Below are 16,615 nucleotides of genomic sequence, written 5' to 3'. Positions count from 1 at the left end.
AGCACGGTGCGGTCGAGCAGGACAAGACAATTCGGGACAGTGCGATTCGGAACGGTGCGGGCGTGGGTGGTCGCTGTCGGGGTCGGGTCGGCGCTCGTACTCACCGGCTGCAGTAGCGAGTCGGCTGCGCAAGCGCCGCCTACGTCGTCGACCACCACCCCCGTGCCGACCACCACGACGACCGCACCGACCACGACTCCGCCGCCGGTGACGACCACGTCGGAAGCGCCGCCGCCCCCGCCGGTCGAACCACCCCCACCGGTCGCGGAGCCGCAGACGACGTATGCCGCGATCGGCGGGGCCTATTACTTCACTTCGCCCGACGGGCTGTTTCAATGCGGCATCGTGCCGCTGTCGAGTCGCACCGAGGCCGGCTGTCAAGGCACGACCACCCCGGTTTCGCCGCGGCCCGACGACTGCATGATCAACTGGGGCAACGGTATTCGCGTGACCAACGACGGTCCCGCGGCATTCATGTGTTCCGGGGGAGTGGTGTACACCTCGGGTGGCGAGTCGATGGATCCGCCGCTGGCTGTCGGTGCGACCATCGCCGAGGGTGGCTACACCTGTACCTCGGCCGAGAACGGAATCTCGTGCGCGAACGACGCCACCGGTCACGGATTCCGGATCGCGCCCGACAGTAACGAAATCTATTGAGCGAGAACGAGATCGACGGCCAACCGGCCGAAGCCGGTCCCACCGAATGGGGTGAGAACCCGAACGGCGTCGGCCCGTGGTCGGACACCCACGACGAGCCGCCGCCCGCCGACCCGCGACTGGACCCCGAACTACTCGCCGCCGGTGATCGACGCAATGTCGTCGACGCATATCGATACTGGCGACGCGAGGCCATAGTTGCCGACATCGACACTCGCCGTCATTCACTGCACGTCGCCATCGAGAACTTCGCGAACGACGCGAACATCGGCACCGTGGTGCGCACGGCCAACGCCTTCGCTGCACAGGCGGTGCACATCGTCGGGAGGCGTCGATGGAACCGTCGCGGCGCGATGGTCACCGACCGGTACCAACACATTCACCACCACGATTCGGTGGAGGCGCTGATGGCGTTCGCCGAGGACCAGGGGCTCGTCGTCGTCGCCGTCGACAACACCCCGGGCTCGGTGCCGATCGAAACGGCAGAATTGCCGCGCAACTGCCTGCTGCTGTTCGGTCAGGAGGGTCCCGGCGTCTCCGATAGTGCGCGGGAGTCCGCGTCCATGACGGTCTCGATCGCGCAGTTCGGGTCGACACGCAGCATCAATGCCGGTGTTGCGGCCGGGATTGCGATGCACTCGTGGATTCGTCGCCACGCCGATCTCGATACCGCATGGTGAGGACAGGGCCTTACCAGGACGGGATGTAACGGTTCGGCAACGGTAGTGGCAGGATTGCGGGTATGCAGGAGTTGTGGTCGCAGCGTGCCGACGCTGCGGAGGGGGCCGTCGTCGCACGGCACATGCGTCGGCTGTGGGGACTGCCCGGTACGGCGCTCGGAGTCGTCGCGTGGCCGCCCGTCAAGCATGAGCGTGCCTTCCTGCGCTGGCACTACTGGTGGCAGGCACACATGCTCGACTGCGCAGTGGATGCCGCCGACCGCGAACTCACCACAAAACGTCGTCGACGCCTGACGAAGATCACCCGCGCGCACCGCACGCGAAACCTCACCGGCTGGACCAACAACTACTACGACGACATGGCCTGGCTCGGGTTGGCCCTCGAACGTGCGCAGCGTCAGCACTTCGTCGGAAATCGCAGCGGCATCCAGCAGATCGAGATGGAACTGTTCGACGCCTGGGCTCCGGCCGAAGGCGGCGGCATCCCGTGGCGCAAGAAATCCGACTTCTACAACGCGCCTGCCAACGGCCCGGCCGCGATCATGCTCGCCCGCACCGGCCGGCTCTGGCGTGCCCAGGAGATGTCGGACTGGATGGACCGCACGCTGCGTGACTCACGCACCGGATTGATCCTCGACGGCATGCACTCCACTCGCGCCCTCGTCGACGTGGGCAAGTCCGGCGAGGTCGAACGCGCGATCTACAGCTACTGCCAGGGCGTCGCACTCGGCCTGGAAACCGAACTCGCACTCCGTCTCGGCGAGCCGAGGCATGCGCAGCGCGTCCACGCGCTGGTCGACGCCGTCGAGAACCACCTCACCCGCAACCTCGTCATCACCGGCGGCGGCGGGGGAGACGGGGGCCTGTTCAATCCGATTCTCGCGCGCTACCTCGCGTTGGTGGCCACCGAACTACCCGGCGACACCGACGCCGACGATCGTGCACGAGAGGTCGCGGCCGCAATCGTCCTCGTCTCGGCCGAGGCCGCATGGGAGAACAGACTCGAAGTGGAGGACAACCCACTGTTCGGTGCCGACTGGACCCGCGAAGCACGATTCCCGGGGCAGGGCCTGCACATCGCCACCTTCGCCGAGGGAACGGTCCGACCGTCCGAGGTGCCGGAACGCGACCTGTCCGTGCAACTAGGTGGCTGGATGCTCATGGAAGCGGCCTACCGCGTCTGTGCTGCTGGTTTCTAGGTCGTACCGGCTGGTCCTACTCGACAACCTCGTCGACGACGATCGTCTCTTCGGGACGCGCCATTTCCTTGCGGTATTGCCAGATGCCCAGACCCGTTCCGACGACCAGCAGCACGATCATGCTGATCAGCACCGCGGGCATCAGCCACGGGATGCGTTGGATGAACGAGCCGAAGTAGAAGCCGACGAGCAGCAGCACCGGTGCCCAGATGATTGCGCCCAGAGTGCTGGCGATGGTGTAGCGACGGTGATCCATCTTCGCGGCCCCGGCGACCATCGGACACAGCGTGCGCACCCACGGGATCCAACGCGCGACGAGAACCGCCCAGAATCCGTGCTTTTCCAGCAGCAGATTGACCTTGTGCAGGTTCTTGGTGTTGAGGTACTTGCCGTTCTTGCGGGCCACCAGCGTCGAACCGGTTCGGTGGCCGATCATGTATCCCACCTGGTTGCCTGCGATCGCCGCGACCATCGCACCGACCGAGAGAGCCCAGATGTGGCCGGTGCCCGACGCGTGCGTCGCCATGACGATGCCCGCCGTGATAAGCATCGAGTCGCCGGGTAGGAACAGGCCGATGATCACCGCGCATTCGATGAACACGAATGCCATCACGATCACCCACACGACCAGCGGACCCGCCGACTGCAGCGGTCCGAAACTGCCGACGGCCTCGGTGGACACGGTCTGCAGTGCGGTGGCGGTCAATGCGGTGGCGCTCAGTGACACGGGCTCGATCGCTTTCGGAATTTCTCGATCAGGACTTGGAGTCCGGGGCGTCGGCTTCGATCGCGTCGGCTGCTTCCCCGAGTGGAGTCTTGCGGGCCTTGATCATGCGCTTGCCGACCTCGATCACGATGGGTAGTACGGACACGGCGACGATCAGCAGGAAGATGATGTCGACGTGGTCGCGGATGAACGCGATCTGTCCGAGCAGGTACCCCAGAACCGTGACACCCGCGCCCCACAGGATGCCGCCGACGACGTTGTACGTCAGGAACAGCGAGTACTTCATGTGCGACGCACCGGCGACGACCGGCGCGAACGTCCGCACGATGGGTACGAATCTCGCCAGGATGATCGTGATCGGGCCGTGCTTCTCGAAGAAGACGTGCGACTCGTCGATGTACTTCTTCTTGAAGAATCGGGCGTCGTTCGTCTTGAACAGGGCGGCACCACCCTTGGTGCCGATGAGGAAACCGACCTGGTCGCCGAGGATCGCCGCGATGGGAATCAGGATGACCAGCGTCCAGATGGACGCGAACGGCTCGATCTCGGTGGACTTCGATGCCGCGATCAGGCCGGCTGTGAAGAGCAACGAGTCGCCGGGCAGCAGCGGGAACAGCAGGCCCGACTCGATGAACACCACCAGCAGCAGACCGATCAGGACCCAGTGACCGAAGGAATTGAGCAGGTTCACCGGATCGAGGAAACCGGGCAACAGGGCCAGATTCGTCGTCACCGATTCCGAAGCAGCAAGAAGACTCACCGCGCCCACACTACCGGCCGAAACCGGCAACTCCTGAACAGTCGGTGTCGGCCGACCGTGAACTCGATGGCCTGTTCGGCACCCCTCGACGGACAACCACCCGAGAGGGACGTGAGCGGGTACGCACGACACCGAGCCCGGAGGTTGCCATACTGCACAGGACACAATCGAACTTTCAATGGAGGAATGACGCCGTGCCTATCGCAACTCCCGAGGTCTACGCCGAGATGCTGGGCCGGGCGAAGGAACACAAGTTCGCCTTCCCGGCAATCAACTGTGTGGGTTCAGAGTCCATCAACGCCGCCATCAAAGGCTTCGCCGACGCGGGTAGCGACGGCATCATCCAGTTCTCGACCGGCGGCGCAGAATTCGGCTCCGGCCTGGGTGTGAAGAGCATGGTCACCGGCGCTGTCGCGCTCGCCGAGTTCGCTCACGTCGTGGCTGCCGAATACGACGTCACGATCGCGCTGCACACCGACCACTGCCCCAAGGACAAGCTGGACACCTACGTGCGTCCGCTGCTCGCGATCTCGCAGGAGCGCGTCGACGCCGGCAAGAACCCGCTGTTCCAGTCGCACATGTGGGACGGATCGGCCGTACCGATCGACGAGAACCTGGAGATCGCCAAGGATCTGCTGGCCCGCGCTGCGGCCGCGAAGATCATCCTGGAGATCGAAATCGGCGTCGTCGGCGGCGAGGAAGACGGCGTCGAGGCCGAGATCAACGACAAGCTGTACACGTCGAACGAGGACTTCCTCAAGACCGTCGAGGCCCTCGGTGCCGGAGACGCCGGCTCGCGCTACCTGCTGGCGGCCACCTTCGGCAACGTGCACGGCGTCTACAAGCCGGGCAACGTCAAGCTCAAGCCGTCCGTTCTCGCCGACGGTCAGCGTGTGGCCAGCGAGAAGCTCGGTCTGGCATCGGGCTCGAAGCCGTTCGACTTCGTATTCCATGGCGGATCGGGCTCGGCGAAGAGCGAAATCGAAGAGGCGCTCGAGTACGGAACGGTGAAGATGAACGTCGACACCGATACCCAGTACGCATTCAGCCGCCCGATCGCCGGACACTTCTTCTCCAACTACGACGGAGTGCTCAAGATCGACGGCGAGGTGGGCAACAAGAAGGCCTACGACCCGCGCAGCTACCTCAAGAAGGCAGAAGCCGGAATGACGGCCCGTGTGATCGAGGCCTGCAACGACCTGAAGTCGGCCGGACGCAGCGTCAGCGCCGGATAAGCGGCTGCACCCCATGTGAGTGGAACCTCGTAGTGGGCTACGAAGTTCCACTCACATGGGTACTCAGCTGCACACCTTCCACTGATCGCCGTCGAGGCTCAGGTCGAAGGTGCGCGGCGAACGATCGTTCGGGTTGGCGTCCGTGTGGGCGATGACCTGGGCGATCGCCGTGGAGTCGTCGGTGACCTGGATGGCGTCGATGCTGTCGACGGTGGGGATGTTGCCCTGCTCCACGGACACCCGATGCACGTCGGCGAACTCCGCGTCCGGGATGTCGCGATAGAACGTCGCCAGGTCTCCGCAGGACGTGCTGCGCAGCGTGGCCAGATCCCCGGCGGCCAGCGCCCTGGTGAACGACTCGACCGTCGTGCGAATCTGCGCTTCCGGGGAGTCTTCGACGTTCGTGCGGTCGATCAGCAGGTACGCACCGGCGGCCACTGCCGCGATCACGACTACCGCGGCCACCAGAGCCGCCCACCACTTCTTGTGACTCGGTTTGTTCGGTTCCGCAGCCGGCGGTCCGACGCGGCGTGGTCCGACCTGCTGCGGCCGAGCTTTCTGCGGTTCGATCTTTCTGGGCGCGATCTTTTGGGCCGCAATCTTCTGGGGCTCGGCTTTTCGAGGCGCAGCTACCGGCGAATCGGCTGCAGGTGCAGCGATCTTCTCGGTGGAGGCGTCCGTCGATTCGTCGGCCGGCTTCTTCTTGTTCAGGTCGATCTTGGTCGTGTCGGCCTCGGGGGTCGCATTGTTCTTCTCGTCCGGCATGCGTTCTCCCTCGTTCACCGAATTCCTCGAAAGCTGTAAGTCCGAAATTTCGTCAGCTGGCAGCCTATCGACCGCGTGTGCAGCGCAGCGTGAGCGCCGCCGGGGGTGTTCGGACACGATTGGGTGACGTAGGGGCACAATGAGCGCCATGACTTCTTTCGGTGATCTGCTCGGACCTCAACCAACGCTGTTGCCCGGCGACGACGAGGCCGAATCCGCACTGCTGAATCACGAGGCTCCCGAGACGGTTGCTGCGGCACATCCGACGGCGTCGATCGCGTGGGCGTATCTCGCCGAGGCCGCTCTCGAATCGGGTGCCACCATCACCGCGTACGCCTATGCGCGTACCGGTTATCACCGAGGTCTGGACCAGTTGCGTCGTAACGGATGGAAGGGATTCGGGCCGGTCCCGTACAGCCATGAGCCCAACCGCGGATTCCTCCGATGCGTCGCAGTCCTCGCCAAAGCCGCCCGCGACATCGGCGAGCACGACGAGTACGCCCGCTGCCTCGACCTCCTCGAAGACTGTGACCCCAAAGCAGCGGAAGCGCTCGGCCTGGGCTGATCGGGCCCGCGCGAGCCGGGCGCGTGGCCGAACCCGGATGAAGGCGGGCACCGAGCGGCTGCGGTTGTCGCTGTTGCCCATCGTGCAGTGCGCGTTGGCGGCCGGGGTCGCGTGGTTCGTCGCTACGGATCTCGTCGGTCACGAACGTCCGTTCTTCGCGCCCATTGCGGCCGTCGTCTCGCTCGGTGTGTCCCTCGGGGCGCGGTTGCGCCGATCGGCCGAGCTGGTGGCCGGCGTGACGGTCGGCATCGGCGTCGGCGATCTGTTGATCTCCCTGATCGGCAGTGGGCCGTGGCAGATCGCGCTGGTGGTCGTGTTGGCGATGTCGGCTGCGGTGTTCCTCGACGGTGGCCCCATCATCGCGATGCAGGCCGGATCGTCCGCGGTGCTGGTGGCGACCCTCATTCCTCCTGGCAACATGGGTGGCCCCAACCGCATGGTCGACGCGTTGGTCGGTGGTCTGGTGGGCATCGCGATCGTGGCGTTGATTCCGACGCATCCGGTGTGGCGGGCGCGTAAGGATGCGGCGAACGTGTTGGCGACGGCGGCGAGTGTGTTGCAGAAAGTGGCCGACGGGTTAGTGGCGAACGACCCGAAGCCCATCGAGGATGCGTTGCGCAAGGCTCGGGCGACGCAGTCCGGAATCGATGCTCTGCGGACCGATCTCAAGGGCGGCCGGGAGATCGCGCGCATTTCTCCGATGTACTGGAATCATCGCACTCGGTTGGCGGCCCTGGCGGCGACAGCCGACCCCATCGACAACGCTGTTCGCAATATTCGGGTGCTGGCACGGCGGTCGTTGACCTTGGTGCGCGACGACGAAATTCTCGACCCGCGGGTGGTCGACGAGGTGGAGAAGCTGGCGCATGCGGTGGAGGTCCTGCGCCAGATGATTCTCGCCGATCCGGGGCAGAAGCCGGATGCGGCGGAGGCCGCGCGGGTGTTGCGGTCGGTCGCTGCCGGAGCGAAGCCGGAACTGATCTCGAACGCCGGGTTGTCGGCGACCGTGGTGCTCGCTCAGTTGCGGTCGATCATCGTCGATCTGTTGCAGGTCGCCGGGCTCAAGCGCATCTCAGCGCTGGCGACTCTGCCGCCGACGGTCAAGCATCCGCACGTCCCGCCGGAGTTATGACCCGAGCACACCATTGCATATATGCGTATGTACGCATATGGTGACTGCCTGAAGTCGTTGCAGTCACGAGGGGGAGTCATGGGCGCGGGTCACGGACACAGCCACGGCGTGGGTGGTCATTCGCCCGACGGCGCGGGACCGCCCAGATCTCGGGTTCGCAAGATGATCGTGGCGTTGGCCGTTCTGGTGGTGTTCCTGGTGGTCGAACTGACCGTGGCGCTGGCCATCGGCTCGCTCGGTCTGCTGGCCGATGCCGGCCACATGCTCACCGACGTACTCGGAATGTCGATGGGCTTGATCGCTCTCGTCCTTGCGCGAAAGGGAAGTGCCGCAGCGGCACGGACATTCGGTTGGCACCGTGCCGAGGTGCTGACCGCGATCGCGAATGCTGTTCTGCTGCTGGGCGTTGCGGCGTTCATCATGTACGAGGCGATATCTCGCATCGGCGATGCGCCCGAGATCCCCGGTCTTCCGTTGATTCTCACCGCTGCGGCCGGTCTTGCCGCGAACATCGTCGTCATGATGCTCATCCGCGGCGATGCGAAGGACTCTCTCGCCGTTCGCGGTGCCTACATGGAGGTGCTGGCCGACGCCGTCGGCAGCGTCGGTGTGTTGGTGGGCGGTGTGCTCATGCTGGTGTTCGGGTGGACCTGGGTCGACATCGTCGTCGGCGTGCTCATCTCGCTGTGGGTGGTTCCGCGTGCGATCAAGCTCGCCGGGTCGGCACTGCGCATCCTCACTCAGGCGAGTCCTGCCGATGTCGACGTGGACGCGCTGACCGGAGATCTGAGCGCCCTTCCCGGAGTGACGGGAGTGCACGACCTACATGTGTGGACCCTGACCACCGGAATGGACGTGGCCACCGTGCACCTGGAATGCGAGGGGTCGTCGTCGATGGTGCTCGATCGAGCGCGCTCGCTGTTGTCGACCTACGGACTCGACCATGCCACCGTGCAGGTCGAGCCGACCGCACACGGCCGAACCTGCAAGGAAGAGCTCACCTGGTGACGGTGCGTACCTCGGTTCCCGGACGCCAGACGTCGATCTGCATGTGATCGTCCACCAGTGACGTCAGTACCACTTCGCCGATGTCGAGATCGAACACGTGATACGGCACGAGTTCGCCGGGAGCCGCGTCGAATATCGGTTGCAGCACAGCAGGATCGGTGATTTCTGCGGCGATTCCGCTGATCTTTGCGTCGCCGCCCTCCATCGAGTGGTGGCCGGGATTGCTGTGCAATGCGAAGCGGCCGTCGCGCTGAAGATCTCGCGCTTTGGCGGCACCGAGCATCGAGCCGAGTCGCAGCACCCCGGTGTCCACGAACTCCACCTCGGTTCCACTGACGCGCGGTGAGCCGTCTGTTCGTAGCGTCGCAAGAACATGGTGCTTGTGCGCGGTGAATCGAGCCCGTACCGCGGACGCGAGAGTCGGGACCGCTGCCGAGAATTCGTTCCACGTCGTCATGCGCACATTATGCGATCCGACACCGACAGTGTTGGAAAGAATGCACGGAACCCGCCCGAACAGACGGAATCCCGCCGATTGCGTTCGATATCGTGCACTCTTTCCCGCTGGACCTGTCAGATCCAGAATCGCATCAGGTAGTTGCCGTTGCCGGCGAAGAACTCGGGGACCCCCGACAATCCGAACAAGGTGTAGATCGCTCCGAAGAAGGCGGCATTGACGGCCGGCACGAAAAGCAACGCAACGAGGACGAGGATTCCGTATCCCTTGAACTGGTTCAGCGACGCTCGGGTGGTGGGTGAGAGCGAGGGTTCGAGGGCGGCGTAGCCGTCGAGTCCGGGCACCGGGATCAGGTTGAGGATCGTAGCCATGATCTGCAGAAACGCCAGAAAGCTGAGCCCGTACCAGAAGGCGGCGTTGGTGCCGGCGGTACCGAACAGCCTGATGACCGTCAGAAGAACAACGGCGAGAACGGCATTGGCGAACGGGCCGGCCAGTGCGATGCGCCGCTGGGTCGACGCCGAGAACTGCCCGGTGCGCAGGTAGACGGCACCGCCCGGCAGGCCGATCCCACCGATCGCGATGAACACCACCGGGAGAACGATGGACAGCAGCGGGTGGGTGTACCTCAGCGGGTTCAGGGTCAGGTAGCCGCGGAGCTCGACTTCGCGATCACCGGCTCGAAACGCGGTGTAGGCGTGGCCGAATTCGTGCAGGCACACCGACGCGATCCACCCGGCGAGAACGAGCACGAACACTCCGATGCGCGCGGCGACGGACGTGACGTCGTCCGCCGTCCAGGCAAGGGCACCACCGATTCCGGCGACGGCGAGCACCGCGACGAAGATCGGGCTCGGCAGTACGGGACTGCGCCGCACCGGAACGGTCATCGGACCAGTGGGGCTGTCATCGGACCAGCAACCACTCCTGATGGTGGCGGTAGAAGGTCGACCGCTTCACCGCCTTGCCGCCGGCGATGCCGTCGCGCGTCAGTTCGGCGGCGGGGGAGCCGAGTTGCATGGCGCGGCCGCTGACCCAGCGGCGCGGCAGAAATCGGCGACGGCCGACGACGCGTGCGCGGAGGCCGGGCATGTCCGCGGTGGGAGCCACCTCGACTCCGGGCACGACGCCGGAGAACAACCGGGTGTCGTCGACGTACGCCTCGCCTTCGAGGTCGGTTCCGTCGGCACCGCCGAGCAGTGCCCTCCCGACGACGGCCTTGCCTGCATCGTCGCGGATGAGGGGTGTGCTCGACGCCGTACCCGTCAGGGCGACCTTGGCGGCACGTGACCCGGTGCCCAGCTTGTAGATGTGCGCGGCATCGGTTGCGTTCTCCGGCACGAACGCGACCTCGACGTGCAGCCGTTCGGTGCGCATCAGGCGCGTCAGCAGCGCGGCGAGGGATGCATCGTCGCCCAGGACGATGATGCGTGGCTCGGGAGCGGATTCGATGTCGGAGAAGATCGCGCTGCAGTCGTCGTCGGTCGGTACTGCGTCGGCGTTGCGCAGTGGGACGTCGGTCAGCGTGATCGGCAGCAGCGGGTTGCCGCACTGCAGAACGAACGGTGTCACGGCGCTCCTAGATCTTCCGATGAATCCTCGTCACGACCATAGTGCCCTCGTTCGGCGTCGACCGTAGCGGCATGCGGGCCAGCTCACCGCCTCGGCTAGACTGTTCCCCCGGCCACTGTCGCGCCTGCGACGAATGGTGACTGCTGCATTCGCTCGAGTACATCTGCAGCACGTCCTTGCACGAAAGCAACGTAGGAGAGCACATGCCGGCGATAGTCCTGATCGGCGCCCAGTGGGGCGACGAAGGCAAAGGCAAAGCCACCGACCTGTTCGGCGAACGACTTCAGTGGGTGGTTCGCTACCAAGGCGGCAACAACGCCGGCCACACCGTCGTTCTTCCCAACGGAGACAAGTTCGCACTGCACCTGATCCCGTCGGGAATTCTCACGCCGGGCGTCAAGAACGTCATCGGTAACGGTGTCGTCGTCGATCCGGGTGTGCTGCTCACCGAGCTCGACGGCCTCGAGAAGCGCGATGTCGATACGTCGAATCTGCTGCTCAGCGCCGATGCGCACCTGATCATGCCGTACCACGTGGCCATCGACAAGGTCACCGAGCGGTTCCTCGGTGCCAAGAAGATCGGCACTACCGGGCGCGGCATCGGCCCGTGCTACCAGGACAAGCTCGCCCGCGTCGGTGTGCGTGCGGCGGATGTGCTCGACGAGAAGATCCTGACCCAAAAGGTCGAGGCCGCACTGGAATTCAAGAACCAGGTGCTCTCGAAGATCTACAACCGCCGGGCGTTGGACCCACAGCAGGTCGTCGACGAGGTGCTCGAGCAGGCCGAGGGATTCAAGCACCGCATCACCGATACGCGCCTGCAGCTCAACCTCGCGCTCGAGCGCGGCGACACGATTCTGCTCGAGGGGTCGCAGGGCACGTTGCTCGACGTCGACCACGGCACCTATCCGTACGTGACGTCGTCGAACCCGACGGCAGGCGGTGCGTCCGTCGGCTCCGGCATCGGCCCGAACAAGATCACCACGGTCCTCGGCATCCTCAAGGCCTACACGACGCGTGTCGGTTCGGGTCCGTTCCCGACCGAGCTGTTCGACAACCACGGTGAGTACCTGGCCAAGCAGGGCGGCGAGGTGGGCGTCACCACCGGTCGTGCCCGACGTACGGGCTGGTTCGACGCGGTCATCGCTCGGTACGCCACCCGCGTCAACGGCATCACCGACTACTTCCTGACCAAGCTCGACGTGTTGTCCAGCCTGGACACCGTGCCCATCTGCGTCGCCTACGACGTCGACGGCGTCCGTCACGACGAAATGCCGATGACGCAGACCGGTTTCCACCACGCGAAGCCGATCTACGAAGAAATGCCCGGTTGGTGGGAAGACATCTCCGGTGCCCGGACATTCGAGGAACTGCCGATCAACGCGCAGAACTACGTCCTGCGTCTCGAGGAACTGTCGGGCGCGTACATGTCGTGCATTGGTGTGGGACCGGGCCGCGACGAAACCATCGTCCGTCGAGACATCCTGCGGTAGCCGAACCCGTCCCCGAAAAGCCCCGAGGCGCTCTGCCTCGGGGCTTTTTCGTGCGTTCCGACGGGCCTCACGCCGACGGGCTCAACGGTTCGATTGAAACAGCGGTTCGAGGTGGAAAGACCATGTCGAAATGAACGTGTCAATTCTTGATTGGCTTCTGACCAGCGAGAATCGCCGTGGCAACGACGGATCTGATTCTTTACAGCTAGCGGCAAAGTGTAAACCAGGAGTCTGCTTCAGCCGGTTAAAAAGTCCCTCGGACTTTTACTGTCACATGGGTAACGGACCAGGTGGTCGTGACGAAACAATGAGCATCGCACCAGTTGCGGAGGCCTCTTCGGATGGCCGACGACCCGACCGGGTCACCCCCTCTCGGCCTCATGAACAAGGCCACCGAAGAAAGTAGAACGAATGAACAAGGCAACCAAAGGCGCACTGGCCGCGGGCGCAGCGGTGGTACTACTGCTCGGTGGTGCGGGTTCGTTTGCGTTGTGGCAGGATTCCGCCGACGTAGATGCCGAGGATATTTCTACCGGTGTGTTGCGGCTGACGCCGGTGGGCGAAGGTAGGTGGGTCGACATTTCGCCCACCGGACCGCGGACCAACCCCGTGACGATCGGAACGTTCAACATGGTCCCGGAAGATCTTCTCGAGTATTCGGCAGACTTCCGGGTAGATGCTGAGGGCGACAACCTGTTGGCAACCGTGACGCCGGATCTGGCATCTATCGACTTACCTGAGAACGGTTCCGTCACGGCCGACATGGTCACGCTGGCGACCACTATCGAGACTGCCGGCGGTGTGGTCCCGACGTTGACCGAGGCAAATGACGGTGACCTGGTGACCGTTGTGGTCCAAATCGGTTTCGACGCGGATGGCATTGCCGGACAGGATGGAACGATCGGTTTGGATCAGTTTCAGGTCGTGCTTCAGCAGATCCGCGAAACTCCTGTGGATCCTGAAGACTGACTCCCTTGGCTGTGTGAAATGAGTGCGTTGAAGTGAGCAGTAGTCGACTGCTGTGGTGTGCACTTCTGGTTGCGGTGGCTGCGCTGACTTATGGGTCGGTGCAGTCCACCTCCGCTCTGTGGCGAGACCAGGCAACTGTGCCCGACGCGGGTTCAATCGCGACCGGAAAGCTCGTCCTGACGGCTGGAGCCCCAGGATCAACTCAGTCGGCCACTTACCCGTTCGAGGAACTGAAACCCCCGGGTCGTGTGCAGATCGGAGACTACGTCCAGCGACCGCTGACTATTGTCAACGCCGGAACCATCCCACTGAAATTTCGCCTAGGCACCGCAGCCGTTCCGTCTTCGTCTGCAGGAGTCGCTACTGTGCACCTCGACGTACGTCTGACTGCGTCGACAACTGAGTGTCCGACGACAGGAGCGTTGCCGGTCGGTACCAAGACGCTTGCCAATGTCGATGTGGCAACCAAAGGTTCGGCCAGTGGAGCATTGGAATGGACCGATGTTGCGCGCGGTGCGAGCGTCTTGTTGTGCGTCCGCTCCACCTTGGTCGCGGCTCCGGCCATGTCGGTTTCATACCGGCACGTGTTCACTTTCGACGCGCAGCAGACGAAGAACAACCCATGACAACGACAGACGATCACCTCATCGACCAACCGACCAACGGCACCCGTTGGTGGGTTGGTCAGGTGTTCTCGTGGACTGCATTGCTGTTTGTCGTAGCAGTGCTTCTCTCCTCGATTGTGGTGCCGAAGCTGGGTGGTGCAATGCCGTATACCGTTTTGACGTCATCGATGGAGCCCACGTACCCACCTGGAACTCTGATCGTCGTCCAGCAGGCCGACGTCGAGAATCTCGGTGTTGGCGAGGCGATTACGTATCAGATCAGATCGGGTGAACCCAGCGTCGTCACCCACCGCATCATCGGGACGACTTTCGACAAAGAAGGTGAGCAGCGGTACATCACCCAGGGAGACAACAACAGCGATCCGGATGTTGAACCGGTCCGACCGATACAAATACGCGGCACTGTTTGGTACAGCATTCCCTACCTGGGTTACGTGAACAACTGGATCACGGGGGAGCGTCGGTCGATTTTCGTGGGGGTCGTCGTGGCCGGGCTGTTCGGGTTCGCGCTGTACCAGTTCATCGGTGCGGGAATCGAGAAAAGGCGATCCAGAAAGAAGACTGATCTCTGATGGGCCAGCATGCGACGCCGGTGTCGTTCTCCCGTCGTACCTTTCAGCTAATGGGTAGTGCAAGACTGCGTGCCTTGCTATCGCTTGGAATGGTTCTGGGATTGGGGGCGGTGGGCACGCTCGCCGTGTGGTCGACAAGTGCTACGGCAACATCTGGCGAATTTGTTACCGGCTCCGTCGACATCAGACTCGACGGCGATGAGGGGCTCGTGTCGAAAATGTACCCGTTCACATTTCCGGTCCAACCACTACTTCCTGGCCAGAGCACGGCGACCGTTGTCGCAGTACAGAACCGAGGATCACTCGCTTTCAGATATGGCGTTTCCGTCGTCGGTTCCGGATCCCTGTCCTCTGTGCTTTCGTTGTCTGCAATGCCGTCGGGGTCGGTGTCCTCGAACGGAACCAGCCGAACGTGCACCGGTGGTACGGCTCAGACTGCGGTGGTACCCAGCGCCAGCTCGCAAGTGATGGTTCCAAATGCATCGGTCGGCCCTGTCGCAGCGACGACGGGTAACACGGATCTCTGTATTCAGGCGACCCTGTCGCCCGGCGCGGCAACTAATTTCCAAGGTACGCAGGCGAATTTGACGCTGCTGTTCACTGCGACGGGAGCGACCGGTGCGTGACGCGTCGCGAAAACGGTTGAGGCCGATTCAAGAGGTCGCACTGTCCGTTGGCGCAATTCTGGGACTGCTGTGTGTGATTGCCAGCCTGTCGGCCGTGGTCTTCGGGGTGACTCCGCTTGTGTTCAGATCGGGTTCCATGGTTCCTGCCATCGATACCGGCGCGCTGGCGTTGGCCGAGACAGTCCCCGCGGCCGAACTCGCAGTGGGCGATATCGTGAGCGTGGACTTGGAGGACGGGACAAAGATTACTCACCGAGTAGCCGATATCGTTACTGTGGTTGGTAATTCCGCGGAACTGGTCCTCAAGGGCGATGCGAACGATGTCGTCGATCCCGAGACGTATGTAGTCGCTGAAGCGCAGCGAGTGTTCGCGGACGTGCCCTATGCGGGGTACTTCGTCTCGTGGCTCAGTACGCCTCTTGCGTGGGGAACCGGCGCATTGCTCTCAGTCTCGTTGCTCGTGGTTGCGTGGCGGCCAACCGACCGAGAACGTCGTGAACCGACGCATTCATCAGGCATGCACGCGGTCATGGCATCGGTCTCACTCGTTGCGGTGACCGCGACGGTGATCGGGGTGGGTGTCTCTCGAGGCGAAATGACCTTGGCCGCAAGCACCGATATCGCCTACGCCGGGACATCGGTGACAGCCGGAACGCTGGCTCGACCAGGGGTAATCAGTTGTACAACAACAGGAACAATTGTCACCGACGCCGTCCTGACGTGGCCGAACAATGAGGCCTACGGCTACGAACTCGCTTACAGGGCATTGTTCCTGGGTCCGTCCGGGCAGGTCCCGCTTGCTCCGGTCTCTGGGACTACCAGAACCTATCGTGTATCCCAGATGGCGCAATTGCTCTCGGCTGGCCAATTCGAGCTGACACTGCGATCGAAGGTGGGAAACTTCGTCTCGGTGGGTTCTCGCATAATAAGAATCAACGTACTGCTCGGCCTGACGAGTTCGTGCGGAAGTGCAACCTCGACGAATGCCGGGGCGGCCGCCCGCAGCGGGCCTGCCCAGATGCCCGAGACTGAGCCGACACAAATAAGCACTTCTACAATCGTCGAACCCGAGCCGATGACGACTGTCGTTCCGCCCACGACAACGGAGTCGACTCCTGCTCCCTTGCCGGAGGCACCCGCCCCAACCTCGACCACCACTACGCCGTCAACAACCACCCCGCCCTCACCCCCGGTAACGACCACCACCACCCCACCCACACCCGCACTGCTGGCGGCTCCCAGGACCTCTCCGTCGGGTGCGTCGACTGCTCAGGTTGTCGATCTCGATGGCGCCCCGACGCTGCAGATCGTCGACACCGCCGGCATCGTTCAGTACAGCGCTCCCGCTACCTCCAGCGAGGCGTACGGCTACGGCGTGCAATGGGCGGCCGGGGATCAGCTGTGGTTGCTCGGTCCGAATCAGTTGGTTCGGCTGGACGCGTCGGGTGGAAGCTGGTCTCGAACGGCAGTCGACCCCGCAGCGACGGATGAGATCCCCGCCGAGATTCTCGCCCTTCTGCAATAGCGGAGACGCCACATATATCTTCGAATCGAAGTGCGCGTCTACGAATC

The 16,615-nt window shown here is 63.6% G+C and carries 17 protein-coding genes; 11 read left to right on the top strand and 6 right to left on the bottom strand.

Going from position 1 to position 16,615, the window contains the following annotated elements; all coding sequences use genetic code 11:
• Nucleotides 1-39 precede the first annotated feature (39 nt).
• The 3 genes from K414_RS25765 to K414_RS0101380 all read left to right on the top strand — a co-directional run bounded on the left by K414_RS25765 (nt 40) and on the right by K414_RS0101380 (nt 2,536).
• Complete coding sequence (locus K414_RS25765) at nt 40-657, top strand: DUF6636 domain-containing protein (protein ID WP_027494307.1); 618 nt, start codon at nt 40-42, stop codon at nt 655-657.
• Nucleotides 654-1,337: an RNA methyltransferase gene (locus K414_RS0101385; protein ID WP_051364881.1), complete on the top strand. Its 684-nt coding sequence runs from the start codon at nt 654-656 to the stop codon at nt 1,335-1,337. Before K414_RS25765 ends, K414_RS0101385 begins: the two co-directional genes overlap by 4 nt.
• Before the next feature lie 62 nt (nt 1,338-1,399).
• Nucleotides 1,400-2,536, top strand: a complete 1,137-nt coding sequence (locus K414_RS0101380) for a glycoside hydrolase family 76 protein (RefSeq protein ID WP_027494305.1) — start codon at nt 1,400-1,402, stop codon at nt 2,534-2,536.
• A 16-nt stretch (nt 2,537-2,552) separates the two neighbouring features.
• Here the strand turns inward: K414_RS0101380 and K414_RS0101375 are convergent, their stop codons facing one another.
• Nucleotides 2,553-3,218: a DedA family protein gene (locus tag K414_RS0101375; RefSeq protein ID WP_027494304.1), complete on the bottom strand. Its 666-nt coding sequence runs from the start codon at nt 3,216-3,218 to the stop codon at nt 2,553-2,555.
• Nucleotides 3,219-3,291: 73 nt separating this feature from the next.
• Nucleotides 3,292-4,023 carry a VTT domain-containing protein gene (locus K414_RS0101370; protein ID WP_027494303.1) on the bottom strand — a complete coding sequence of 244 codons (732 nt, stop codon included), beginning with the start codon at nt 4,021-4,023 and terminating at the stop codon, nt 3,292-3,294.
• Between the two features lie 194 nt (nt 4,024-4,217).
• Here K414_RS0101370 and fbaA point away from each other — a divergent pair, with 194 nt between their 5' ends.
• The gene (fbaA, locus tag K414_RS0101365) at nt 4,218-5,258 is read left to right on the top strand and encodes a class II fructose-bisphosphate aldolase (protein WP_027494302.1); all 1,041 of its coding nucleotides are present in this window, start codon (nt 4,218-4,220) and stop codon (nt 5,256-5,258) included.
• Between the two features lie 63 nt (nt 5,259-5,321).
• Here fbaA and K414_RS25760 read toward each other — a convergent pair whose 3' ends face one another.
• Complete coding sequence (locus K414_RS25760; protein ID WP_045841401.1) at nt 5,322-6,023, bottom strand: hypothetical protein; 702 nt, start codon at nt 6,021-6,023, stop codon at nt 5,322-5,324.
• Nucleotides 6,024-6,171: 148 nt separating this feature from the next.
• On the opposite strand from K414_RS25760, the gene K414_RS0101355 reads away from it, so the two are divergent.
• From K414_RS0101355 to K414_RS0101345, 3 genes are all read left to right on the top strand, one after another.
• Complete coding sequence (locus K414_RS0101355; RefSeq protein WP_027494301.1) at nt 6,172-6,588, top strand: DUF3151 domain-containing protein; 417 nt, start codon at nt 6,172-6,174, stop codon at nt 6,586-6,588.
• A gap of 37 nt (nt 6,589-6,625) precedes the next feature.
• On the top strand, nt 6,626-7,720 hold the full coding sequence (locus K414_RS0101350) for an FUSC family protein (protein WP_032371495.1): 1,095 nt from the start codon (nt 6,626-6,628) through the stop codon (nt 7,718-7,720).
• 78 nt (nt 7,721-7,798) lie between these two features.
• Nucleotides 7,799-8,728: a cation diffusion facilitator family transporter gene (locus tag K414_RS0101345; RefSeq protein ID WP_027494299.1), complete on the top strand. Its 930-nt coding sequence runs from the start codon at nt 7,799-7,801 to the stop codon at nt 8,726-8,728.
• Here K414_RS0101345 and K414_RS0101340 read toward each other — a convergent pair.
• From K414_RS0101340 to K414_RS0101330, 3 genes are all read right to left on the bottom strand, one after another.
• Nucleotides 8,718-9,185 carry a pyridoxamine 5'-phosphate oxidase family protein gene (locus tag K414_RS0101340; RefSeq protein WP_027494298.1) on the bottom strand — a complete coding sequence of 156 codons (468 nt, stop codon included), beginning with the start codon at nt 9,183-9,185 and terminating at the stop codon, nt 8,718-8,720. The two genes, K414_RS0101345 and K414_RS0101340, sit on opposite strands and share 11 nt — an antisense overlap.
• 116 nt (nt 9,186-9,301) lie before the next feature.
• Nucleotides 9,302-10,075 (bottom strand): site-2 protease family protein, encoded by a 774-nt coding sequence (locus K414_RS0101335; RefSeq protein WP_027494297.1) that lies wholly within the window; start codon nt 10,073-10,075, stop codon nt 9,302-9,304.
• 16 nt (nt 10,076-10,091) lie between these two features.
• Nucleotides 10,092-10,757 (bottom strand): hypothetical protein, encoded by a 666-nt coding sequence (locus K414_RS0101330; protein WP_027494296.1) that lies wholly within the window; start codon nt 10,755-10,757, stop codon nt 10,092-10,094.
• Between the two features lie 203 nt (nt 10,758-10,960).
• Between K414_RS0101330 and K414_RS0101325 the strand changes: the two genes are divergently transcribed.
• The 4 genes from K414_RS0101325 to K414_RS0101300 all read left to right on the top strand — a co-directional run bounded on the left by K414_RS0101325 (nt 10,961) and on the right by K414_RS0101300 (nt 16,568).
• The gene (locus K414_RS0101325; protein ID WP_027494295.1) at nt 10,961-12,250 is read left to right on the top strand and encodes an adenylosuccinate synthase; all 1,290 of its coding nucleotides are present in this window, start codon (nt 10,961-10,963) and stop codon (nt 12,248-12,250) included.
• Between the two features lie 411 nt (nt 12,251-12,661).
• Nucleotides 12,662-13,219 (top strand): alternate-type signal peptide domain-containing protein, encoded by a 558-nt coding sequence (locus K414_RS0101320; protein WP_027494294.1) that lies wholly within the window; start codon nt 12,662-12,664, stop codon nt 13,217-13,219.
• 529 nt (nt 13,220-13,748) lie between these two features.
• Complete coding sequence (locus tag K414_RS0101310; protein ID WP_237606114.1) at nt 13,749-14,417, top strand: signal peptidase I; 669 nt, start codon at nt 13,749-13,751, stop codon at nt 14,415-14,417.
• A gap of 618 nt (nt 14,418-15,035) precedes the next feature.
• On the top strand, nt 15,036-16,568 hold the full coding sequence (locus tag K414_RS0101300; RefSeq protein WP_051364878.1) for a signal peptidase I: 1,533 nt from the start codon (nt 15,036-15,038) through the stop codon (nt 16,566-16,568).
• Nucleotides 16,569-16,615: the final 47 nt, after the last annotated feature.

The sequence above is a fragment of the Rhodococcus sp. JG-3 genome (assembly GCF_000482405.1).
Taxonomy (GTDB): domain Bacteria; phylum Actinomycetota; class Actinomycetes; order Mycobacteriales; family Mycobacteriaceae; genus Rhodococcoides; species Rhodococcoides fascians.
The sequence above is the reverse complement of the archived record's forward strand: the minus strand, read 5'-3'. Positions and strand labels throughout refer to the sequence as shown.

Bases quoted from the DNA above. Each gene is read 5' to 3' on its own strand.
- K414_RS0101350 (WP_032371495.1), top strand. From the start codon at position 6,626: ATGAAGGCGGGCACCGAGCGGCTGCGGTTGTCGCTGTTGCCCATCGTG.
- K414_RS25760 (WP_045841401.1), bottom strand. From the start codon at position 6,023: ATGCCGGACGAGAAGAACAATGCGACCCCCGAGGCCGACACGACCAAG.
- K414_RS0101380 (WP_027494305.1), top strand. From the start codon at position 1,400: ATGCAGGAGTTGTGGTCGCAGCGTGCCGACGCTGCGGAGGGGGCCGTC.
- K414_RS0101325 (WP_027494295.1), top strand. From the start codon at position 10,961: ATGCCGGCGATAGTCCTGATCGGCGCCCAGTGGGGCGACGAAGGCAAA.
- K414_RS0101355 (WP_027494301.1), top strand. From the start codon at position 6,172: ATGACTTCTTTCGGTGATCTGCTCGGACCTCAACCAACGCTGTTGCCC.
- K414_RS0101340 (WP_027494298.1), bottom strand. From the start codon at position 9,185: ATGACGACGTGGAACGAATTCTCGGCAGCGGTCCCGACTCTCGCGTCC.
- K414_RS0101320 (WP_027494294.1), top strand. From the start codon at position 12,662: ATGAACAAGGCAACCAAAGGCGCACTGGCCGCGGGCGCAGCGGTGGTA.
- K414_RS0101335 (WP_027494297.1), bottom strand. From the start codon at position 10,075: ATGACCGTTCCGGTGCGGCGCAGTCCCGTACTGCCGAGCCCGATCTTC.
- K414_RS0101345 (WP_027494299.1), top strand. From the start codon at position 7,799: ATGGGCGCGGGTCACGGACACAGCCACGGCGTGGGTGGTCATTCGCCC.